We start from the raw sequence: 20,936 nt of genomic DNA, 5'->3' as shown, positions 1-20,936 counted from the left end.
CCCACTTTCAAAATAAGCTCGACAGATCACCTGCTATGACGTTTTCACTTTTCGGCGACAAATTTACCCGCCATTCAGGCATTACTCGCCTGATGGAGGACCTCAACGACGGGCTGCGCACACCGGGCGCAATCATGCTCGGCGGCGGAAACCCGGCTCAAATTCCGGAGATGAATACCTATTTCCAGACGCTGCTCGCTCAGATGCTGGAAAGCGGCAAAGCAACCGATGCGCTTTGCAATTACGACGGCCCGCAGGGGAAAACTGAACTGCTGGCACTCCTCGCCGAAATGCTGCGTGACGAGCTGGGTTGGGATATCGAACCACAGAATATTGCACTGACAAACGGCAGCCAGAGCGCGTTTTTCTACTTGTTTAACCTGTTCGCAGGGCGTCGCGCCGACGGCACCACCAAAAAAGTGCTGTTCCCGCTGGCGCCGGAGTATATCGGCTACGCCGATTCCGGCCTGGAAGAGGATTTGTTCGTCTCCGCGCGCCCGAACATCGAGCTGCTGCCGGAAGGCCAGTTCAAATATCACGTCGATTTTGAACACCTGCATATTGGTGAAGAGACGGGCATGATCTGCGTATCGCGTCCGACTAACCCAACGGGCAACGTGATCACCGACGACGAACTGATGAAGCTGGATGCGCTGGCGAATCAGCACGGCATTCCGCTGGTGATCGATAACGCCTACGGCGTGCCGTTCCCGGGCATTATCTTCAGCGAAGCACGTCCGCTGTGGAACCCGAACATTGTCCTGTGCATGAGCCTCTCTAAGCTGGGTCTGCCGGGCAGCCGCTGCGGCATCATCATCGCCAACGAGAAAATCATCACCGCCATTACCAATATGAACGGCATTATCAGCCTTTCACCGGGCGGCATTGGCCCGGCGATGATGTGCGAAATGATTAAGCGCAACGATCTGCTGCGTCTGTCTAATGACGTGATCAAGCCATTCTATTACCAGCGCGTTCAGGAGACGATTGCGATACTTCGCCGCTACTTGCCGGAAGAACGCTGCCTGATCCACAAGCCTGAAGGGGCGATTTTCCTGTGGCTGTGGTTTAAGGATTTGCCTATCACCACCGAACTGCTCTACCAGCGCCTGAAAAAGCGCGGCGTGCTGATGGTACCAGGCGATTATTTCTTCCCGGGACTGGATAAGCCGTGGCCGCATACACACCAGTGCATGCGCATGAACTACGTGCCCGATCCGGAAAAAATCGAAGCGGGTGTTAAAATTCTCGCCGAAGAAATTGAAAAAGCCTGGCGCGAAGACGGTCAGTAAGTTCTTACGCCAGATTATGCAGCCGTTCGGCGCGTAGTCTGGCAGGATCAACGCATCGCAACGCGTGGGTTGGACAGGCCTCCACGCAGGCCGGTCCGCCTTCGCGTTGCAGGCATAAATCACATTTCAGCGCCTGCGCCCTATTTCCCTCCAGGCGCACCTGCATCGCCCCGAACGGACACGCCACCATACAGCTTTTGCACCCAATGCAGCGCGTCTGCTCAACGAGCCAGGCTCCCGCCGTACGACTGATGGCATGGGTTGGGCAGACGTTAGCACAAGGCGCGTCCTCGCACTGATGGCAACCCACTGCCGTTGTGTAGTCGTCCCCCTTAACCACCCGAAGGCGGGGCGTAAAGGCATGAGCGGAGACGGCGTCCTGATGCGACACCGCGCAGGCCACTTCGCAGGTGCGGCACCCAATGCATTTTTCCGCATCCGCCACGATAAATCGGTTCATCTGTTACGCCTCGCGCACGTTAAAATCCAGTTCTTTTGAGATAGCCGCTGGCGCTACCGTCGGAATCAGAATGAATGTAAGCTGGATAAAACATAACGACTCCTGATATCCGTGCTTAATTCCCACCCGTCGCCAAATACGGGCGAGAGTGCACGGTTTAATTTTCTTTAAGAATGATACACATGATGCACACCTTTATTGATGGCGCAGATCGCATTAGCGTATCAGGAATATTAATGAGGAAGTCATGACGGGAAGGGAAAACGGAAGATCGGTACTCTCAAATATGCCCGGCGGCGCTTCGCTTGCTCGGGCCTACGTAAAACTGCGATGGCAGTCCATGTAGGCCGGGTAAGGCGAAGCCGCCACCCGGCTTTAACGCATCAGAAACGCCAGGTCAGGCCGGTCATCAGCGCGAAGCTGTCGTCGCGGTCGATCATCGGGCTGTTCTTCACGTCGTCAGGCAATACGGTGTAGACCGCGCTGGCGTTGAGATACAGCTTCTGGGTTAACTGATATTTGGCCGCCAGGCCAACGTATGGCGTCCAGCTGTCACCGGCGGTGTATTCATCCAGACCTGAGCGGCGAGACTCGCTGCCGGATACGCCGTAGTAGTAGTCGTTATAGCTTTCGTCGCTATAGAAAATACCGACAGAGGGCGTCAGGGTCAGGCGTTCCATCCTGATTGGACGGAAGTAAGAAACCTCGCCGATCATACCGCCGCTTTCATCCGTGGCATCACCGGAGACCGCCACTTTCAGAGAACCCCAGCTTTCGTGGCGGTAGTAAGCGCCGCCGAGGAAGGCAGAGGCTTTACGCTCATCAAGCTGTTTCATCTGATGGTCGTCGTTGTCATCTGGATCGAAATGCAGCGGCATCCACGATGCGGTCAGGCTGAGTTCATTTTTTGCATCTTTCCACAGGATCCATCCGCCCGTGGTCTGGCGAACATAAAAGTTGTCGCCTTCGTAACTAATTAACGGTACTGCGGTCGTATTTTCGTTATAGCCTTTGTAAGGAGACTCATTAAATACAGCCCCCGCTCCTAGTGAAAAGTCACCGGCCATTGCTGAGGATGTTGCAAATAACGTGGCCGCGATGAGTAAATTGTATTTAATAGTCATTACATGTAATCCATTAAAATGCCAAACAAGCGAGGCGCATAATAATAGTTACAAATTTGCCAATGCAACGCTGTGGTTTATATAATATTATATATAAAATCATATAGATGGGTGTGCAGGATGAGTAATTTACAGCTGAAGCCACGCGAATTAAAAATCATATCCGTCATCGCCGCAACTCGCAGCATTGGTGATGCCGCCGCCCTGCTGGGCATGGCGCAGGCCAACGTCAGCAAATATCTGTCTGATTTTGAAACACGGGTTGGACTCAAGGTTTTTGAACGCACCACGCGTCAACTGGCGCTTACTCAGTTCGGTGAAGCGTTACTTCCCTATGTTAACGCCACGCTGGATAAAAATACTCAACTTGTTAATTTCATTGCGGATTACAAGCATGAAAAACGCGGAAAAGTCACGATTTACGCCCCTACGGGTATCGTGACCTATCTGTCGCGGCATGTGATCCACAAAATCAATGATATCGGTGACATCCGCATATCCCTGAAAACGTACAATCTGGATCGCAATGAATTTGCGGAAGGTGTTTCGTTTCCAGATGATTGCGATATTTTAATTACCTATGCGCAGCCGAAAGATGAAAGCCTGGTCGCCAGCGTGTTGACAAAATATTCCGTTACGGCATTCGCAACCGTTGAGTATTTAAATAAACACCCCTTAAAGGGACCTGAAGATTTAATTAATCATTCCTGTATTCTCATTGACTCCATGCTGGTCGATGATGCAAATATCTGGCGTTTCCGCGTGCACGGCAGTGATAGCGTGCATGACTACCGGGTGACCGGTAATTATATTTGCGACAATACGCAGACGGCCCTGGAGCTGGCAAGAAATAATCTTGGGATTGTTTTTGCGCCAAAAGAGAGTCTGAAAAAAGAATTAACGCAAGGGATGCTGGTCCCCTGCTTCCCGCACCAGGAAGAGTGGTGGCTCGATCTGACGGCCATCTTCCGCAAACGCGAATACCAGCCCTGGCGCGTGCAATACGTTCTGGATGGCGTTCTGAACTGCCTGCGCCAGCAAATTGCTCAGGCCGCCCATGGACGGCCTGAGCTGGGCGATTAGAACAGCCCCAGCGGTTTATCGGAATAGCTGACCAGCAAACATTTCGTCTGCTGGTAATGCTCCAGCATCATCTTGTGGGTTTCACGCCCGATGCCCGATTGCTTATAACCGCCAAATGCCGCGTGCGCAGGATAGGCGTGGTAGCAGTTGGTCCATACGCGCCCGGCCTGAATGCCTCTGCCCATTTTATAGGCCAGATTACCGTTGCGGCTCCAGACGCCTGCCCCCAGGCCATACGGCGTGTCGTTGGCAATCTCCAGCGCCTCCTCCATCGTTTTGAAGGTGGTCACGGCCAGCACCGGTCCGAAAATTTCCTCCTGGAAGACGCGCATGTTGTTCTGACCGAACAGGATCGTTGGCTCCAGGTAATACCCTTCCTGCAGATCCCCACCGAGCACCTTACGGCGACCGCCGGTCAGAATATCCGCCCCCTCTTTCTTGCCGATATCGATGTAGTTGAGGATGGTTTCCAGCTGTCCATGCGAGACCTGCGCCCCCATCTGCGTCACGTTATCGAGCGGGTTACCGCTGCGGATAGACTCGACGCGGCGAATGGCCCGCTCCATAAAGCGCTCATAGATGGACTCCTGCACCAGCGCGCGGCTTGGGCAGGTGCAGACTTCGCCCTGGTTAAACGCAAACAGCGCAAACCCTTCTAGGGCTTTATCAAAGAAGGCATCCTCTTCCTCCATCACGTCCGCGAAGAAGATGTTCGGGGATTTCCCGCCCAGCTCCAGGGTCACGGGAATGATGTTCTGCGTGGCGTACTGCATAATCTGCTGGCCCACTTCCGTCGACCCGGTAAACGCCACTTTAGCGATCCGTTTCGAGGTAGCCAGATATTCCCCTATCTCACCGCCCGCACCGTTGACCACGTTAATCACGCCCGGCGGCAGAAGGTCGCCAACGATTTCCATCAGCAGCAGTACCGAGAGCGGGGTCAGACGCGCCGGTTTCAGCACAATGCAGTTGCCGGCCGCCAGCGCGGGCGCCATTTTCCAGCTCGCCATCAGCAGCGGGAAGTTCCACGGAATGATTTGCCCGACGACGCCCAGCGGTTCGTGGAAATGATACGCCACGGTGTCGCTGTCTACCTCGCTTATTCCGCCCTCCTGAGCGCGAATGCAGGAGGCAAAATAGCGGAAGTGGTCGATGGCCAGCGGCACGTCTGCCGCCATCGTTTCCCGGATCGGCTTGCCGTTATCCCAGGTTTCCGCCGTCGCCAGCAGCTCCAGATTCTGCTCCATCCGGTCAGCGATTTTGAACAAAATAGCCGCGCGGTCCTGAACGGAGGTATGGCCCCATTTATCTTTCGCTTTGTGCGCCGCATCCAGCGCCAGATCGATATCGCGCTTGCCGGAGCTGGCTATTTCGCACAGCGGCTGGCCGGTTACGGGGGTCAGGTTGGAATAGTATTCGCCGTCGACGGGAGCTACCCAGTCGCCGCCAATAAAGTTGTCATAACGAGGCTTCAGCTTGAGGGGAAAACCATACTCGCCGGGCTGGATACGCGATGAGGGAGGATTGTTTGTCATGACCGTCTCCTTGCTGTTGGTGTACAACAAGGGTAGTTCCGGCTGGCGTTTTTCTCGCCAGTGGGTGACGGGTTTACGAGCCGTATCACGGATTACCGTACTTTACGTTTCGTTTCTGCCACTGAGCCATACTTAACAAGTCAAGAGCTCATAAGGAACGATGCGATGCAGCTATTTATCGGTTTTGACGTAGGCGGAACCCATATCAAGCACGGCGTGATTGATGAAAATGGCAAGGAGCTGACGACAGACGAGTACGATACCCCTGAGGATAAAAACACCTTCAAAAAGAAGTGGAAAGCGGTAGTTGAAGCGTATCAGGACGAATACGATATCGTCGGTATCGGCGTGAGCTTTCCCGGCCATATTAATCACCATAGCGGCGAAGCGGCTAAAGCGGGCGCGCTCGACTATCTCGACAGCGAAAACCTGTGCGAACTCTTCTCCGATCTGACCGATCTTCCCGTCACCGTGGAAAACGACGCCAACTGTGCAGCGCTGGGCGAGCGCTGGCAGGGCGCGGGTAAGGATTACGAGCATTTCGTCTGTATCACCATTGGCACGGGCATCGGTGGCGGGATTGTGATGGAAGGCGATCTCTATCGCGGGTCGCATTACCGCGCCGGCGAATTTGGCGTGCTGCCCGTGGGGGACCAGGGCGAACCGATGCACGAGGTTGCGTCTGCCAGCGGCCTGATGAAAGCCTGCCGCCGCGCGCTGGCCGTTTCAGAAGAAGAAATGCCTGACGGCAAGGAGCTGTTTAAACGTATGGAGAGCGACGTGCATCTGCGCGAAGCTATTGAAGCCTGGGCGCATTTTCTCTCGCGCGGCATTTATAGCGTGATCTCGATGTTCGATCCACAGGCAGTGCTGATTGGCGGAGGGGTAAGCGAGCAGGAGAAAATCTATCTCCTGCTCGATAAGTACCTGGAGCGATTCGAGGAATGGGAAGCACTCAAAGTGCCCATTCTGCCCTGCGAGCTGGGTAACCAGGCAGGAAGACTGGGCGCGGTATGGCTGGCAAAGCAAAAACTCTCCCGCCACACGTAGCGCTCAGGGAAATAGCTGCGCGTCACGAAGCAGATGGTCATTACCCCGACGGCGGGTAAAGCCGATACGGTTGAAATATTCCAGGATCTGTATCGCCAGCTTGCGGCCCACGTTCAGTCGATCGCGGAAATCGGCTGCGCAGGTAGAGCCCCGCTCCTGATCCAGCTCGCGGATCAGGTTCGCAAACGCCACAATGCGATCGTTACGGTAATAACGATCTTTCACGATCGCGACTATCAGCCCCTGCTGCGCCGCATGGCGCAATACCTGACGCATTACCTGCTCGTCGGTATTCGTTTCGCGGGCCAGATCGCGAACCCACCACGGCTCATCGCCAAACAGCGAGGCCACTTTTTGCCATACCGCTTCTTGCTCTGCGGTAAACCCGGCCTTGTGATCCGGCAGATGCAGCCAGCCGTGATGGCTTTTGATCGCCCCGCTTTCGCGCATGTTTTCAATCAGCAGCAGCACCAGCGCATCGTCTTCCATCGGCAGCGCCATGCGCCGCAGACGCTCACGACCCGGGCCAGGCTCATCCTGATGCTGTTCATGGTACGTTGCGAGCGTGCTCAGTATCTTACGCTGCCAGTTCGCAGCAACCGGGGCGTTTAGCAGACTGTTTCCAGCCTGAATAAAGCCCGGCTGCTGGGCCAGCAGGCGTAACCCTTCCTCGCTCAGCTGGCGTGCCCATGCAAAATCACGCAGGCTCACCGCACCGCGCTCAAGATGCACCCGCAGCGCGGCGTTATCATCGCTGGCCTGCGCCAGAGCAGCCAGCCACTGCAGATATTCAGGTTTACGCTTGCCGCGTCGAGGTGGATTCAGCGCGACCACCCGTGCCCCGGCAAGCGTTTCCCGCGCGGAAATATCACGCAGAACCAGACGATCGTTGTCTGCAAGCCAGAGCGGTGAATCGAATACCAGTTCGGCAAGGTCGTTTTCCAGCAGCGACACGCGTCCGGTGATATGGCTGGCCGCGTGGTGAATATGCAGCGGCTGCCATTGGGTCAGGGGCACGTTTGTCTGCAGGCAAACAATGACGCGTTCAGACGGCTCAGGTGGGGCATCGGCCAGCAGCCAGTCGCCGCGGTTAAGCTGCTCTTTTTCCGCATCCCCGGCAATGTTCAGCGCGATCCGCTGCCCGGCATGAGCACGCTCCGCGGGCTGGTTTTGCGCATGTAAGCCGCGCACGCGCATCGGCTTGTTAACGCCCGTCAGCCAGAGCGTATCACCTACGTTCACTTCACCGCTCAGCGCCGTACCGGTCACCACCAGCCCCGCGCCTTTGACGGTAAACGCCCGGTCAATTGCCAGACGGAAGCGGTGATGGCTGGCGTGGTCACGCGACGAAAGCTGCCGTAAGTGGTGGCGAAGTTCATCGATACCGCGCCCTTCTGTCGCCACGGTGACAAAAAGTGGTGCATCGGCAAAACCATACTCCTGCAAGGTCGCCTGTACCGCTTCGCGCACCTCGCTGACGCGTGCGTCATCCACGCGATCGGCTTTGGTGAGCGCCACGGTCAGCTGCGGGTTGCCGGTCAGTTGCAGGATCGCCAGGTGCTCGCGGGTTTGCGCCATCACGCCGTCATCACAGGCCACCACCAGCAGGGCATGATCGATGCCGCCCACGCCCGCCAGCATGTTAGACAGAAACTTTTCATGCCCCGGTACATCTATAAAACCCAGTACGCGACCGTCAGGCTGGGGCCAGTAGGCATAGCCCAGATCGATGGTCATACCGCGCTTTTTCTCTTCCGGCAGGCGGTCGGCGTTTATGCCGGTAATCGCCTGCAGTAGCGTGGTTTTTCCGTGGTCGACATGACCGGCGGTGGCAATAATCATTTCAACAACATCTCCAGAAATCGCTCTTCATCTTCAAGGCAGCGCAGATCCAGCCACATTCGGCCATCGTAAATCCGCCCGATAACCGGCGCGGGCAGGCCACGCCAGCGCGACGACAGGGCTTCAAGGTGGCTGCCGCGCCCGTCACGCGGGGTGAACGTGAGCGCTTCACTCGGCAGCCTGTCCACCGGCAGCGAACCGCTGCCAATCTGCGACTGGCAGGGTTCAATGCGAACGTCAAAATCGGGGTAGCACGGGGCAATGCGCGGCAGCAGTAATACGGCCTGGGCGCGAATCGAAGCGGCATCGCGGGTTAACAGACGCAGCGTGGGCAGGCGGTCGGCCAGTTTCTCCGGATGGAGATAGAGCCGCAGCGTCGCCTCCAGCGCGGCAAGCGTCATTTTATCGGCTCGCAGGGCGCGCTTGAGCGGATGCTGCTGGAGCTGCGCAATCAGCTCGCGCTTGCCGACGATAATCCCGGCCTGCGGCCCGCCAAGCAGCTTGTCGCCGGAAAAGCTGACCAGGCTGACGCCTGCGGCAATCATCTCTTGCGGCATCGGCTCTTTGGGCAGCCCGTAAAGGCTCAGATCCACCAGCGAGCCGCTGCCGAGATCGGCAATCACCGGAATATTCAGTTCGCGGCCAATCGCCGCCAGCTCGCCCTCTTCAACCGTTTTGGTGAAGCCTTCAATATGATAATTGCTGGTGTGAACCTTCATCAGCAGGGCGGTATTTTCATTCACCGCCGCGCGATAATCTTTCGCATGGGTGCGGTTGGTAGTGCCCACCTCATGCAGCGTGCAGCCCGCCTGGCGCATCACGTCCGGAATACGAAACGCCCCGCCAATCTCCACCAGCTCGCCGCGGGAAACCACCACCTCTTTGCCGCTGGCGGTGGCCGCCAGCATCAGCAGCACCGCTGCGGCGTTGTTATTCACAATGCAGGCATCTTCCGCGCCGGTCAGCTGGCACAGCAGGTCCGCCAGCGCCCGGTCACGATGCCCGCGTCCGGCGCCGTCCAGATCGTACTCCAGCGTCACGGGCGCCCGCATGGCCTGTACAACCGCAGCCACCGCTTCTTCCGCCTGCTGCGCGCGTCCCAGGTTGGTATGCAGGACGGTACCGGTCAGGTTAATCACCGGGCGTAACGCGCTTTGCGCTTTCTCATCCAGCCGGTGCTCAACTTCCTGCTCCCACGCCGCGCACCAGTCGGGCAAGGCGTTTTCTGCCTGAATAGCGCATCGGGCTTCGTCCTGAAGCAGGCGTAACATTTCCACCGTCGCGGTATGGCCGAAACGCTCAACTGCAGCATGAATGCGGGGCTCGCGAAGGAGACGGTCGGTAGCGGGGATCTGGCTGTACAGCGAACGATGAGTAGTCATGAAAGCGCCTGGCGAGTAAATATCTTCCCCCCTCCCGACGGGAGAGGGAGTTAACATGTGGAGGGATTGTACCGCCTCCGACGCCGAAGTGTTATAACCCGCATCAAGCCTTTGGCGGTTCGGTACGGGCAAAGCTCTCGCGGCTAAAAAGCGTGTCTGCAAGTTTCACCAGCAGCGGACGGTCGACGCACCAGCCAGGGGAAACCCGGCGGAAGTTGAGATAGCCGATGGCGCAGGCGATAGCGATAGTTGCCAGGTTCAGGCTGTCTGTTTGAATCTTTCCTTCCCGGATGAGCTGTTCGCACCTGTCCAGGCTGCGGCTGATTTTTTCCCGCTGGCGTAACAGTTCCGCTTCCGACTGCTGGGCGACGGGCCTTGCCTGTTCACGCACGGAGGTTAACGCCGCATCCATAATGCCATCGGCCAGGGCTTCAATTTGCTTCACTGCCAGCGCCGCTTTTGGGTCAGCCGGCAGCATTGCCGGGGCAACGCCCAGCAGCTCGATATACTCCGCAATAATCGGGGAATCGAACCAGTATTCGCCCTCGTCCGTCACCAGCGCCGGGACTTTCCCCAGCGGGTTGTACTGCGTGACGCCGTTTTCAGCGTTGTAGGGCTGTTCATTGATGAATTCAAATTCAATCCCTTTCTCCAGCAGGAGAATCGAGATCTTTCGCACGAAGGGACTGGTGTAGCTACCGATGAGTTTCATTGCCTGATCCTTGATGCCGGAAAAAAATCAGTATGGATCAAGCGATGAAAAAAGGGCAGGTTTGCGTGTCGCATTCCTGCCCCGGAAGGATTAGTGATCGAGATAGAGGTAGTGCATCCAGCTGGTCATGCGCAGCAATACTTTACGCATCACCGAGACGTGGGCGAAATGGTCCGAGTAGACCGCCACCTGGGCATAGATACCGTCTGGCAGGGCATCGACATCGGCGTTAGGCTCCAGCTCAATCAACGCCTGTACGCCATCCGTACCCGGCACGACTGTCAGTGCCTGCAGCGCACCCTGTGCCTGATAAGACCCGCCTGGCACTACTGGCAGAACGCTGGTGAGCTTACCGGTAAACACCTGACCCGGGAGTGCGTTAAACACCACTTCCGCTTCATCGCCCGGCTTCAGACGCAACAGCGAGTTCTGGCGGAACTGGGCCACAATCTGACGCTTCTGTTCAGGAATAAAGACCATCACCGGACGCAAAGGCAGCGCGGCGGCATAGGTCCCCGGACGAATCAGCACCTGGGTGATATAACCATTGCTCGGCGCACGCACCACGGTCTGATCCAGGTTGTATTTCGCTTCAGCAAGCTGCGCGCGTAAGGAGGCAATCTGCGACTGCTCGCCGTTCACCATGCTGTCCAGCTGGCTTTGAATTTGCGTCTGTTCAGCAACGGAGCCTTTCACCAGCGCATCCTGCGCGAGCGCGAGATAGTTCTGCCGCGCGTTGTCGATATCGCTTTCAGAGAACGGATTCACCTTCGCCTGACTGCCTTTCAGGTAGCGCTGATAATCTTTATACAGGCGGTCACGCTCTGCGGAGACGCGCGTCGTATTGGCGACGGCTTCCGCCAGCTGCGCTTTAAGATTGTCGATATTATGCGTCGCGGTCACCAGGTCGGCCTGGAGTCTGTCGACGCGCGCCTGATAGCGGCCCGGATCCAGTTTAAATAACACTTCGCCTTTTTTAATGAGCTGGTTATTTTTATCGGTCACTTCACTAACCACCCCGGTAACCTGCGGCGTAATCGGAATAGAAATAACCGCTTTTTGCGCCGTAAAGGTGTACGGATGGTTATAGTTCATTAACAGAATAAGTCCGGCAACAATAAACACCCCGCCTAATGTTGCGGTGGCAAGCGTCCACTGGTTTACCGGAATGCGGAATATTTTAAAGATGGCCCAGGCAAATGCCACGTAGGTCAAAATAATCAACAGATCCATGATTAGCGCTCCAGCGTGTTATTATCAGCAGCAGGCTTTACCGCGGCCAGCTTTTGTTCTAATTCTGCCACGCGTTTGGCCAGCGCATCCATGCCCGGAACCTCATCAGGCTTGGTGATGTGGTTTTGCATCCCCCAGCCGCGATCTTCACGGTACAGCGTGGCCCATATCCACAGGAACGGCCAGATGGCATGGAGCGTAAACAGGCTAATCCAGCCTGCCGTATGAATCGCATCGGCATGCGGATGGTTACGCTTTTTGGCCATATTATAAGGAATGTCATGGATGGCGATGATTCCATAAAACAGAACCAGAAATACAAAAATCAATACGCCCAGCGCAAAATAGTTGAGAAACATATTCTCCTCACTTAAACAACGTCAACTCATTGAATTAATAAAACAGTACGCAACCTAATTAATTTATTTTAAAATACATAAGGTATACTGGTTATTTCAGAGCCGGGGAGTATCGGTTTTTATAATATCTCCGTGCAAGTTTATAAGCGTGTCAAAATATATCCTGAATAATAATATACTTAACCTTACAATATGAGCGTAATCCACCTTTTAACTTTTCGCCATACCACACATCAAAAGTGGTTTTTTAGCTTAACGTGTCGCGCTATGCCATCCTGACGCCGAATCGCTAAGCAGAGTTTGCCCCCGATCACAGCCGGAGAAATCTGCATAAAAATATTTTGTGAAATCAGTCACAATCCAGAAACAAACACACAAAACAAAAGTGCGACAACCATCACAGAAAAGAGTGGTTTTTGCCGCATTTCTCGCCGTCGTATTTTTTTTGCCCACCTTTTTTGTGACCAGGATCACCTCATAGGCATCCACACCCCCCACCTTTACGTGATATGCGTCACACAAATTTTCACTGTCTGGACAGTTGAACGATTCAGTGCCAGATTTCACAGCATCAGAACAGGGCCCGGCTACCTCTGCCGCCTCATTAACAATAAACCTCGGGCCGCAAGCCTAAGCGTAAACAGAAGAAGGGGTGTTTTATGTCATCCGATTTCAAGATCAAAGTTCAAAGCTTTGGTCGTTTCCTCAGCAACATGGTGATGCCAAATATCGGCGCGTTTATCGCGTGGGGTATCATCACTGCATTGTTCATTCCGACAGGGTGGTTGCCTAACGAAACGCTGGCGAAACTTGTTGGCCCAATGATTACCTATCTCCTTCCGCTGCTCATCGGTTTCACCGGTGGTCGTCTGGTGGGCGGTGACCGTGGTGGCGTAGTGGGCGCTATCACGACCATGGGTGTTATCGTCGGTGCGGATATGCCGATGTTCCTCGGAGCAATGATTGCCGGTCCTCTGGGCGGCTGGGCGATTAAGAAATTCGACGTCTGGGTTGATGGTAAGATCAAATCCGGCTTCGAAATGCTGGTGAACAACTTCTCTGCGGGCATCATCGGGATGATCCTCGCGATTCTGGCGTTCCTCGGCATTGGCCCTGCGGTTGAAGTACTGTCCAAAATTCTGGCGGCAGGCGTTAACTTCATGGTTGCGCACGACATGCTGCCGCTGGCGTCTATCTTCGTTGAACCGGCGAAAATCCTGTTCCTGAACAACGCCATCAACCACGGCATCTTCTCGCCGCTGGGTATTCAGCAGTCTCACGATCTCGGCAAGTCTATCTTCTTCCTGATTGAAGCTAACCCGGGTCCGGGTATGGGCGTTCTGCTGGCGTACATGTTCTTTGGTCGCGGCAGCGCTAAGCAGTCTGCTGGCGGTGCGGCAATCATTCACTTCCTGGGCGGTATTCACGAAATTTACTTCCCGTACGTGCTGATGAACCCACGTCTGATCCTGGCCGTTATCCTTGGCGGTATGACCGGCGTGTTCACCCTGAGCGTGCTGGGCGGCGGTCTGGTGTCTCCAGCCTCTCCGGGTTCTATCCTGGCGGTGCTGGCGATGACGCCAAAAGGGGCGTACTTCGCGAACATCGCGGCCATCTGTGCGGCAATGGCGGTCTCATTCGTGGTCTCTTCTATCCTGCTGAAAACCAGCAAAGTGAAAGAAGACGACGATATTGAAGCGGCGACCCGTCGTATGCACGACATGAAAGCCGAATCCAAAGGCGCGACCCCGCTGGCGGCTGGTGATGTCTCTAACGACCTGAGCCACGTGCGTAAAATCATCGTTGCCTGTGACGCCGGTATGGGTTCCAGCGCAATGGGTGCAGGCGTGCTGCGTAAGAAAGTGCAGGATGCGGGCCTGACCAACATCTCCGTCACCAACAGCGCCATTAACAGCCTGCCGCCGGACGTTGACCTGGTCATCACGCACCGCGACCTGACTGAACGCGCCATGCGCCAGGTACCGCAGGCACAGCACATTTCGCTGACTAACTTCCTCGACAGCGGCCTGTACACCAGCCTGACCGAACGTCTGGTTGCGGCGCAGCGTCACGAAGACAACGAAGTGAAAGTGCGCTCAAGCCTGCAGGACAGCTTTGACGAGAGCAACGCCCACCTGTTCAAACTGGGTGCGGAAAACATCTTCCTCGGTCGCACAGCGGCAACCAAAGAAGAAGCGATTCGCTTTGCCGGCGAGCAGCTGGTGAAAGGAGGCTACGTTCAGCCTGAATATGTTGACGCGATGCTGGAACGCGAAAAACTGACGCCAACCTACCTGGGCGAATCCATCGCGGTGCCGCACGGTACGGTTGAAGCGAAAGATCGCGTCCTGAAAACCGGCGTCGTATTCTGTCAGTATCCGCAGGGCGTGCGCTTCGGTGAAGAAGAAGACGACATCGCCCGTCTGGTGATTGGTATCGCCGCTCGCAACAACGAGCACATTCAGGTGATTACCAGCCTGACCAACGCGCTGGACGATGAGTCTGTCATTGCGCGTCTGGCGAGCACCACCAGCGTGGAAGAAGTCCTGGCACTTCTTAACAAATAAGTCCTCTTCCCTCTCCCCTCTGGGGAGAGGGTTAGGGTGAGGGGTAACGTTCCTCACCCCAGCCCTCTCGGGTAAAAACATTGATGAAGGTTAACACTATGAAAGCATTACATTTTGGCGCAGGTAATATCGGTCGTGGTTTTATAGGTAAACTGCTGGCAGACGCGGGCATTACGCTGACATTCGCCGATGTGAATCAGGTGGTCCTGGATGCCCTGAATGCGCGTCATAGCTATCAGGTCCATGTAGTCGGTGAAAACGAGCAGGTTGAGACGGTATCCGGCGTCAACGCGGTCAGCAGCATCGGGGAAGACGTTATCGACCTGATCGCCAGCGTCGATCTGGTCACCACGGCCGTGGGTCCGGTCGTTCTTGAGCGCATCGCCCCTGCGGTTGCGAAAGGCCTGGCAAAACGTAAAGCGCAGGGCATCGACACCCCGCTGAACATCATCGCCTGTGAAAACATGGTGCGCGGCACCACGCAGCTGAAAGGCCACGTGCTCAACGCTGTAGCAGACGAAGACAAAGCCTGGGTTGAAGCGCACGTCGGGTTTGTGGATTCCGCCGTGGATCGCATCGTTCCGCCGTCTGAATCCGCCACCAACGACCCGCTGGAAGTGACCGTGGAAACCTTCAGCGAGTGGATCGTTGATAAAACCCAGTTTAAAGGCGCCCTGCCGACCATTCCGGGAATGGAATTAACCGATAACCTGATGGCATTTGTCGAACGCAAACTCTTCACGCTGAACACCGGGCATGCTATAACCGCGTACCTCGGAAAATTGGCCGGTCATCAGACCATTCGTGATGCGATCCTCGATGAGAAGATCCGCGCGGTGGTAAAAGGGGCAATGGAAGAGAGCGGCGCGGTGCTGATCAAACGCTACGGTTTTGATGCTGATAAACACGCAGCATACATCCAGAAAATCCTCGGTCGCTTTGAAAACCCGTATCTGAAAGATGACGTTGAGCGCGTGGGCCGTCAGCCTCTGCGCAAACTGAGCGCGGGCGACCGTCTGATTAAGCCGCTGCTGGGCACGCTGGAATACGGCCTGCCGCACGCCAACCTGGTGAAAGGGATCGCCGCTGCAATGCACTACCGCAGCGAGCAGGACCCACAGGCGCAGGAACTGGCTCAGCTTATTGATGACAAAGGCGCGCAGGCTGCACTGGCGCAGATTTCCGGTCTGGACGCCAACAGCGACGTGGTTGTGGAGGCGGTTAACGCATACAACGCAACCAAATGATGCACAGTGCGGCGCAGGTTAACCTGCGCCCAAATAATAGATTGTCAGATATGCAGGCAATAATGGAACAAACCCAGGCCTTTGAAAATCGTGTGCTTGAGCGTCTGAATGCTGGCAAAACCGTACGAAGCTTCCTGATTGCCGCCGTCGAGCTGTTAACCGAGGCGGTGAATATCCTGGTGCTTCAGGTGTTTCGCAAAGACGACTACGCGGTAAAGTATGCTGTAGAACCGTTACTGGACGGAGACGGACCGCTGGGCGATCTATCCGTGCGTCTGAAGCTGATTTATGGTCTTGGCGTGCTCAACCGACAAGAGTATGAAGATGCGGAGCTGTTAATGGCGCTGCGCGAAGAACTCAATCATGACGGTAACGAGTACACCTTTACCGATGATGAGATCCTGGGGCCCTTCGGCGAGCTGCACTGCGTCACCGCGCTGCCCCCTGCTCCCCATTTTGATGACAGCGACCCTGAGCTCTACGCGATGCAAAAGCTGCGTTATCAGCAGGTTGTCCGTTCCACGATGGTTCTCTCCCTGACTGAGCTGATTTCCCGAATCAGCTTAAAAAAAGCGTTTCAGAAGTAAGCCTGCTCACATTGGTGTATCCTTCCCTGTAAATTCCCCGTTTTCAGAGTTATTTGTCATGAAAGAAGTCGAAAAGAACGAAATTAAACGCCTGAGCGACCGCCTGGATCTGATCCGCCATCAGATGGCTGGCCTGTCACTGGTCGATTCCGCCGAGAAGTACGCCGAGCTGGAAAAAGAAGCCGCCACGCTGGAAACAGAAATCGAGCGCCTGCGCGAAGTGAAAGGCCAGAAGCTGAGCAAAGAAGCGCAGAAGCTGATGAACATGCCGCACCGCCGCGCGATCACCAAAAAAGAACAGGCCGACATGGGTAAGCTTAAGAAAAGCGTCCGCGGTCTGGTGGTGGTACACCCGATGACCGAGCTTGGCCGCGAAATGGGCCTGAAAGAGATGACGGGTTTTTGTAAGACCGCGTTCTGATACTTCCCCCTCACCCAAACCCTCTCCCCAAAGGGGCGAGGGGACTGTACGGTGCGGTTTTCTCCCTCTCCCCGTGGGAGAGGGCGGGGGGTAGGGCATCAGGCCCCACCCCGCTTCAAATTGGCCCAACCAATCCCCCTTTTCTTTCTTCCCTGGTTCACAATTCCATTATTTCCGCTCACAAACTCATTGCTTGACCATAACATTTGGTTAACCATTCATTGTCATTAACCCTACAACACAACATTGGCAGGACCACTTTTACACAACCTGTGACGCAGAGTTGAGCGGAGACTCACCCGCAGCGCAGGCTGTCTGGTCCCCAGGAGACCTGCATGAGCCTCTGGCAACAAAACTACGACCCGGCCGGTAATATCTGGCTGTCGAGCCTGATCGCATCGCTTCCGATCCTGTTCTTCTTCTTTGCGCTGATTAAGCTCAAGCTGAAGGGCTACCTCGCCGCGACGTATACCGTTGCTATCGCCCTGATGGTGGCGCTGTTCTTCTATAAAATGCCGGTCGATCGCGCGCTGGCCTCCGTCGTCTACGGTTTCTTCTACGGCCTGTGGCCGATTGCGTGGATCATCATCGCGGCGGTGTTTGTCTATAAAATCTCGGTGAAAACCGGGCAGTTCGACATTATCCGCTCGTCGATTCTTTCCATCACGCCGGACCAGCGCCTGCAGATGCTGATTGTCGGCTTCTCCTTCGGGGCATTTCTGGAGGGCGCGGCAGGCTTTGGCGCACCGGTGGCGATCACCGCCGCGCTGCTGGTCGGTCTGGGCTTTAACCCGCTGTATGCCGCGGGCCTGTGCCTGATTGTGAACACCGCGCCGGTTGCGTTTGGCGCGATGGGTATTCCGATTCTGGTGGCCGGACAGGTTACCGGGCTGGACAGCTTCGAGATCGGCCAGATGGTCGGCCGCCAGCTGCCCTTCCTGACCATTATCGTCCTGTTCTGGATCATGGCGATTATGGATGGCTGGCGCGGCGTGAAGGAAACCTGGCCTGCGGTGATGGTGGCGGGCGGTTCGTTCGCTATCGCTCAATACCTCAGCTCGAACTTCCTCGGCCCGGAGCTGCCGGACATCATCTCTTCGCTGGTGTCGCTGGTCTGTCTGACGCTGTTCCTGAAACGCTGGCAGCCGGTGCGTATTTTCCGCTTCGCCGACATGGGCGCTTCGCAGGTTGATCAAACCCTGGCCCGTACGGGCTATACGGCAGGACAGGTGATCCGCGCCTGGTCGCCGTTCCTGTTCCTGACCGCAACGGTTACCCTGTGGAGCATCCCGCCGTTTAAAGCCCTGTTCGCGCCGGGTGGGGCGCTGTACGACATGGTGATTAATATTTCCGTACCGTTCCTCGACAAGATGGTCGCCCGTATGCCGCCGGTGGTGCACGCTGCCACGCCGTATGCCGCGGTCTATAAATTCGACTGGTTCTCCGCCACCGGTACCGCCATCCTGTTTGCCGCTATTCTTTCCGTAGTATGGCTGCGCATGAAGCCTGCGGCCGCGGTGCAGACCTTTGCCGCGACCGTTAAAGAGCTGATGCTGCCGATTTACTCCATCGGCATGGTGCTGGCGTTCGCGTTTATCTCGAACTACTCCGGCCTGTCATCGACGCTGGCGCTGGCGCTGGCCCATACCAGCCACGCCTTCACCTTCTTCTCGCCGTTCCTCGGCTGGCTGGGGGTGTTCCTGACCGGTTCCGATACCTCGTCTAACGCCCTGTTCGCCGCGCTGCAGGCAACGGCGGCCCAGCAGATTGGCGTGTCGGACGTCCTGCTGGTGGCCGCGAATACCACCGGCGGCGTGACCGGGAAAATGATCTCTCCACAATCCATCGCCATTGCCTGTGCGGCGGTGGGACTGGTCGGTAAAGAGTCGGATCTGTTCCGCTTTACCGTGAAACACAGCCTGATATTCACCTGCATGGTGGGGGTGATCACCACCCTGCAGGCCTATGTCTTAACCTGGATGATCCCATGATAGTAATGCCCAGACGCCTGTCCGACGAGATTGCCTCTCGCGTGCGGGCGCTGATTGAAGAACAACAGCTGGAAGCGGGCATGAAGTTGCCCGCCGAACGCCAGCTCGCCGCCCAGCTTGGCGTGTCGCGCAATTCTCTGCGTGAGGCGCTGGCGACGCTGGTTAGCGAAGGGGTGCTGGTGAGCCGTCGCGGCGGCGGCACCTTTGTACGCTGGCAGCATGACGACTGGTCCGAGCAAAACATCGTGCAGCCGCTGAAGACGCTGATGGAGAACGACCCGGACTACAGCTTCGACATCCTTGAAGCGCGTCACGCCATCGAAACCAGTACCGCCTGGCACGCGGCCATGCGGGCAACCGACGCCGACAAAGAGAAACTCATCGCCTGCTTTGAGGCCACGCAAAGCAGCGACCCGGATATCGCCTCCCAGGCGGACGTCCGTTTTCACCTGGCGATTGCCGAGGCGTCGCACAACGTGGTGCTGCTCCAGACCATGCGCGGGTTCTTCGACCTGCTGCAATCCTCCGTGAAGCAGAGCCGCCAGCGCATGTATCTGGTTCCGCCAGTGTTTGCCCGACTAACCGAACAGCACGAGGCGGTGCTCAACGCCATTCTGGCCGGTGATGCCGAGGCCGCGCGCAAAGCGATGATGGCGCATCTCGGTTTCGTGCACACCACCATTAAACGATTCGATGAAGACCAGGCCCGACAGGCGCGTATTACCCGTCTGCCTGGCGACAGTGATATTTCCAGGGAGAACAAAGCATGATTATTTCAGCAGCCAGTGACTATCGCGCCGCGGCGCAGCGCATTTTGCCCCCGTTCCTGTTCCACTACATCGACGGCGGGGCGTATGCCGAATACACCCTGCGCCGCAACGTGGAAGACTTGTCGGAGGTGGCTCTGCGCCAGCGCGTGCTGAAGAATATGTCTGACCTGAGCCTTGAGACAAAGCTGTTTAACGAAACGCTTTCCATGCCCGTCGCGCTCGCGCCTGTGGGCCTGTGCGGCATGTATGCCCGCCGTGGCGAAGTGCAGGCGGCCGCGGCGGCGGATGCCAAAGGCATTCCGTTTACCCTTTCCACCGTGTCCGTCTGCCCGATTGAAGAGGTCGCCCCGACCATCAAGCGCCCGATGTGGTTCCAGCTGTACGTCCTGCGCGATCGCGGCTTTATGCGCAACGCGCTCGAGCGCGCCAAAGCGGCGGGCTGCTCCACGCTGGTCTTTACCGTCGATATGCCAACGCCCGGGGCACGCTATCGTGATGCCCACTCAGGCATGAGCGGCCCGAATGCTGCGTTACGCCGCTACTGGCAGGCCATGACCCATCCGCAGTGGGCGTGGGATGTCGGCCTGAACGGTCGTCCGCACGATCTCGGGAATATCTCGGCATACCTCGGTAAACCGACCGGGCTGGAGGATTACATTGGCTGGCTGGCGAACAACTTCGATCCGTCGATCTCGTGGAAAGACCTGGAGTGGATCCGCGAATTCTGGGACGGCCCGATGGTGATCAAAGGGATCCTCGATCCGGAAGATGCCCGCGACGCGGTACGCTTTGGCGCAGACGGGATTGTGGTCTCTAACCACGGCGGACGCCAGCTTGACGGGGTGCTCTCTTCCGCACGCGCCCTGCCGGCCATCGCCGATGCGGTGAAAGGCGATATTGCGATCCTGGCCGACAGCGGCATCCGCAACGGGCTGGACGTGGTGCGCATGATTGCGCTGGGCGCCGACAGCGTGCTGCTGGGACGCGCGTATCTGTATGCGCTGGCGACGGCGGGCCAGGCAGGGGTGGCGAATCTGCTCAACCTGATCGAAAAAGAGATGAAGGTGGCGATGACGCTGACAGGAGCGAAAACGATCGGTGAAATCAGCAGAGATTCTCTGGTGCAGGAGTTAAGCAAATTACCGGCGGCGCTGGCGCCACTTGCTCAGGGAAACGCGGCGTAAATTCTCCTCCGTTAATACACCTTTTTCTCGCGCCCGATTTCCCCCTCGGGCGCTTTTTTACGCCAAAAATAACATCCAGATAACATATTGGATAAGA

At 56.5% G+C, this 20,936-nt stretch carries 19 protein-coding genes; 10 read left to right on the top strand and 9 right to left on the bottom strand.

Features of this window, described 5'->3' with window-relative positions; translation table 11 throughout:
* The first annotated feature begins 35 nt into the window (after positions 1–35).
* The gene (gene avtA / locus ACMWLG_RS11130) at positions 36–1,292 is read left to right on the top strand and encodes a valine--pyruvate transaminase (RefSeq protein WP_023309932.1); all 1,257 of its coding nucleotides are present in this window, start codon (positions 36–38) and stop codon (positions 1,290–1,292) included.
* A gap of 4 nt (positions 1,293–1,296) precedes the next feature.
* Here the strand turns inward: avtA and ACMWLG_RS11125 are convergent, their stop codons facing one another.
* Both ACMWLG_RS11125 and ACMWLG_RS11120 read right to left on the bottom strand, forming a co-directional pair.
* Entirely contained in the window at positions 1,297–1,752 is a 456-nt protein-coding gene (locus ACMWLG_RS11125) for a 4Fe-4S dicluster domain-containing protein (RefSeq protein ID WP_045619360.1), read from the bottom strand.
* Positions 1,753–2,135: 383 nt separating this feature from the next.
* Complete coding sequence (locus tag ACMWLG_RS11120) at positions 2,136–2,876, bottom strand: MipA/OmpV family protein (RefSeq protein ID WP_023309930.1); 741 nt, start codon at positions 2,874–2,876, stop codon at positions 2,136–2,138.
* A 120-nt stretch (positions 2,877–2,996) separates the two neighbouring features.
* Between ACMWLG_RS11120 and ACMWLG_RS11115 the strand changes: the two genes are divergently transcribed.
* The gene (locus ACMWLG_RS11115) at positions 2,997–3,959 is read left to right on the top strand and encodes a LysR family transcriptional regulator (protein WP_023309929.1); all 963 of its coding nucleotides are present in this window, start codon (positions 2,997–2,999) and stop codon (positions 3,957–3,959) included.
* Here the strand turns inward: ACMWLG_RS11115 and aldB are convergent.
* On the bottom strand, positions 3,956–5,494 hold the full coding sequence (gene aldB / locus ACMWLG_RS11110; RefSeq protein WP_023309928.1) for an aldehyde dehydrogenase AldB: 1,539 nt from the start codon (positions 5,492–5,494) through the stop codon (positions 3,956–3,958). The genes ACMWLG_RS11115 and aldB overlap by 4 nt on opposite strands.
* A 165-nt stretch (positions 5,495–5,659) precedes the next feature.
* Here aldB and ACMWLG_RS11105 point away from each other — a divergent pair, with 165 nt between their 5' ends.
* Entirely contained in the window at positions 5,660–6,544 is an 885-nt protein-coding gene (locus ACMWLG_RS11105) for an ROK family protein (protein ID WP_045400261.1), read from the top strand.
* A 3-nt stretch (positions 6,545–6,547) separates the two neighbouring features.
* Here ACMWLG_RS11105 and selB read toward each other — a convergent pair whose 3' ends face one another.
* The 6 genes from selB to ACMWLG_RS11075 all read right to left on the bottom strand — a co-directional run bounded on the left by selB (position 6,548) and on the right by ACMWLG_RS11075 (position 12,561).
* The gene (gene selB / locus ACMWLG_RS11100; protein ID WP_045400265.1) at positions 6,548–8,386 is read right to left on the bottom strand and encodes a selenocysteine-specific translation elongation factor; all 1,839 of its coding nucleotides are present in this window, start codon (positions 8,384–8,386) and stop codon (positions 6,548–6,550) included.
* Positions 8,383–9,768: an L-seryl-tRNA(Sec) selenium transferase gene (gene selA / locus ACMWLG_RS11095; protein ID WP_045400269.1), complete on the bottom strand. Its 1,386-nt coding sequence runs from the start codon at positions 9,766–9,768 to the stop codon at positions 8,383–8,385. Before selA ends, selB begins: the two co-directional genes overlap by 4 nt.
* Before the next feature lie 103 nt (positions 9,769–9,871).
* The gene (locus ACMWLG_RS11090) at positions 9,872–10,480 is read right to left on the bottom strand and encodes a glutathione S-transferase (protein ID WP_045400272.1); all 609 of its coding nucleotides are present in this window, start codon (positions 10,478–10,480) and stop codon (positions 9,872–9,874) included.
* Between the two features lie 90 nt (positions 10,481–10,570).
* On the bottom strand, positions 10,571–11,713 hold the full coding sequence (locus ACMWLG_RS11085; protein WP_045619358.1) for an HlyD family secretion protein: 1,143 nt from the start codon (positions 11,711–11,713) through the stop codon (positions 10,571–10,573).
* A gap of 2 nt (positions 11,714–11,715) precedes the next feature.
* A complete protein-coding gene (locus ACMWLG_RS11080) occupies positions 11,716–12,072 on the bottom strand; it encodes a DUF3302 domain-containing protein (RefSeq protein WP_045400278.1) in 357 nt (118 codons plus the stop codon).
* Positions 12,073–12,324: 252 nt separating this feature from the next.
* Positions 12,325–12,561: a hypothetical protein gene (locus tag ACMWLG_RS11075; RefSeq protein ID WP_127348409.1), complete on the bottom strand. Its 237-nt coding sequence runs from the start codon at positions 12,559–12,561 to the stop codon at positions 12,325–12,327.
* Between the two features lie 170 nt (positions 12,562–12,731).
* Between ACMWLG_RS11075 and ACMWLG_RS11070 the strand changes: the two genes are divergently transcribed.
* The 7 genes from ACMWLG_RS11070 to lldD all read left to right on the top strand — a co-directional run bounded on the left by ACMWLG_RS11070 (position 12,732) and on the right by lldD (position 20,839).
* Complete coding sequence (locus tag ACMWLG_RS11070) at positions 12,732–14,639, top strand: PTS mannitol transporter subunit IICBA (RefSeq protein ID WP_023309922.1); 1,908 nt, start codon at positions 12,732–12,734, stop codon at positions 14,637–14,639.
* 98 nt (positions 14,640–14,737) lie between these two features.
* Positions 14,738–15,886 carry a mannitol-1-phosphate 5-dehydrogenase gene (mtlD, locus tag ACMWLG_RS11065; RefSeq protein WP_023309921.1) on the top strand — a complete coding sequence of 383 codons (1,149 nt, stop codon included), beginning with the start codon at positions 14,738–14,740 and terminating at the stop codon, positions 15,884–15,886.
* On the top strand, positions 15,883–16,473 hold the full coding sequence (mtlR, locus tag ACMWLG_RS11060; RefSeq protein WP_045400281.1) for a mannitol operon repressor MtlR: 591 nt from the start codon (positions 15,883–15,885) through the stop codon (positions 16,471–16,473). Before mtlD ends, mtlR begins: the two co-directional genes overlap by 4 nt.
* Positions 16,474–16,531: 58 nt before the next feature.
* Positions 16,532–16,894, top strand: coding sequence for a YibL family ribosome-associated protein (locus ACMWLG_RS11055; protein ID WP_010436679.1), 363 nt, complete (start codon positions 16,532–16,534; stop codon positions 16,892–16,894).
* Positions 16,895–17,229: 335 nt separating this feature from the next.
* Complete coding sequence (lldP, locus tag ACMWLG_RS11050; protein WP_023309919.1) at positions 17,230–18,885, top strand: L-lactate permease; 1,656 nt, start codon at positions 17,230–17,232, stop codon at positions 18,883–18,885.
* Entirely contained in the window at positions 18,882–19,655 is a 774-nt protein-coding gene (gene lldR, locus ACMWLG_RS11045) for a transcriptional regulator LldR (RefSeq protein ID WP_045400284.1), read from the top strand. Before lldP ends, lldR begins: the two co-directional genes overlap by 4 nt.
* Entirely contained in the window at positions 19,652–20,839 is a 1,188-nt protein-coding gene (gene lldD / locus ACMWLG_RS11040) for an FMN-dependent L-lactate dehydrogenase LldD (RefSeq protein ID WP_045400286.1), read from the top strand. Before lldR ends, lldD begins: the two co-directional genes overlap by 4 nt.
* Positions 20,840–20,936 lie beyond the last annotated feature (97 nt).

Source organism: Enterobacter sp. 01-M-02-SI-ECC, assembly GCF_047530595.1.
Lineage (GTDB): Bacteria > Pseudomonadota > Gammaproteobacteria > Enterobacterales > Enterobacteriaceae > Enterobacter > Enterobacter cloacae_M.
The sequence above is the reverse complement of the archived record's forward strand: the minus strand, read 5'-3'. Positions and strand labels throughout refer to the sequence as shown.

Bases quoted from the DNA above. Each gene is read 5' to 3' on its own strand.
- ACMWLG_RS11115 (WP_023309929.1), top strand. From the start codon at position 2,997: ATGAGTAATTTACAGCTGAAGCCACGCGAATTAAAAATCATATCCGTC.
- selB (WP_045400265.1), bottom strand. From the start codon at position 8,386: ATGATTATTGCCACCGCCGGTCATGTCGACCACGGAAAAACCACGCTA.
- ACMWLG_RS11070 (WP_023309922.1), top strand. From the start codon at position 12,732: ATGTCATCCGATTTCAAGATCAAAGTTCAAAGCTTTGGTCGTTTCCTC.
- ACMWLG_RS11080 (WP_045400278.1), bottom strand. From the start codon at position 12,072: ATGTTTCTCAACTATTTTGCGCTGGGCGTATTGATTTTTGTATTTCTG.
- aldB (WP_023309928.1), bottom strand. From the start codon at position 5,494: ATGACAAACAATCCTCCCTCATCGCGTATCCAGCCCGGCGAGTATGGT.
- ACMWLG_RS11055 (WP_010436679.1), top strand. From the start codon at position 16,532: ATGAAAGAAGTCGAAAAGAACGAAATTAAACGCCTGAGCGACCGCCTG.
- selA (WP_045400269.1), bottom strand. From the start codon at position 9,768: ATGACTACTCATCGTTCGCTGTACAGCCAGATCCCCGCTACCGACCGT.
- ACMWLG_RS11105 (WP_045400261.1), top strand. From the start codon at position 5,660: ATGCAGCTATTTATCGGTTTTGACGTAGGCGGAACCCATATCAAGCAC.
- mtlD (WP_023309921.1), top strand. From the start codon at position 14,738: ATGAAAGCATTACATTTTGGCGCAGGTAATATCGGTCGTGGTTTTATA.
- avtA (WP_023309932.1), top strand. From the start codon at position 36: ATGACGTTTTCACTTTTCGGCGACAAATTTACCCGCCATTCAGGCATT.
- lldD (WP_045400286.1), top strand. From the start codon at position 19,652: ATGATTATTTCAGCAGCCAGTGACTATCGCGCCGCGGCGCAGCGCATT.
- mtlR (WP_045400281.1), top strand. From the start codon at position 15,883: ATGATGCACAGTGCGGCGCAGGTTAACCTGCGCCCAAATAATAGATTG.
- lldP (WP_023309919.1), top strand. From the start codon at position 17,230: ATGAGCCTCTGGCAACAAAACTACGACCCGGCCGGTAATATCTGGCTG.
- ACMWLG_RS11120 (WP_023309930.1), bottom strand. From the start codon at position 2,876: ATGACTATTAAATACAATTTACTCATCGCGGCCACGTTATTTGCAACA.
- ACMWLG_RS11085 (WP_045619358.1), bottom strand. From the start codon at position 11,713: ATGGATCTGTTGATTATTTTGACCTACGTGGCATTTGCCTGGGCCATC.
- lldR (WP_045400284.1), top strand. From the start codon at position 18,882: ATGATAGTAATGCCCAGACGCCTGTCCGACGAGATTGCCTCTCGCGTG.
- ACMWLG_RS11125 (WP_045619360.1), bottom strand. From the start codon at position 1,752: ATGAACCGATTTATCGTGGCGGATGCGGAAAAATGCATTGGGTGCCGC.
- ACMWLG_RS11090 (WP_045400272.1), bottom strand. From the start codon at position 10,480: ATGAAACTCATCGGTAGCTACACCAGTCCCTTCGTGCGAAAGATCTCG.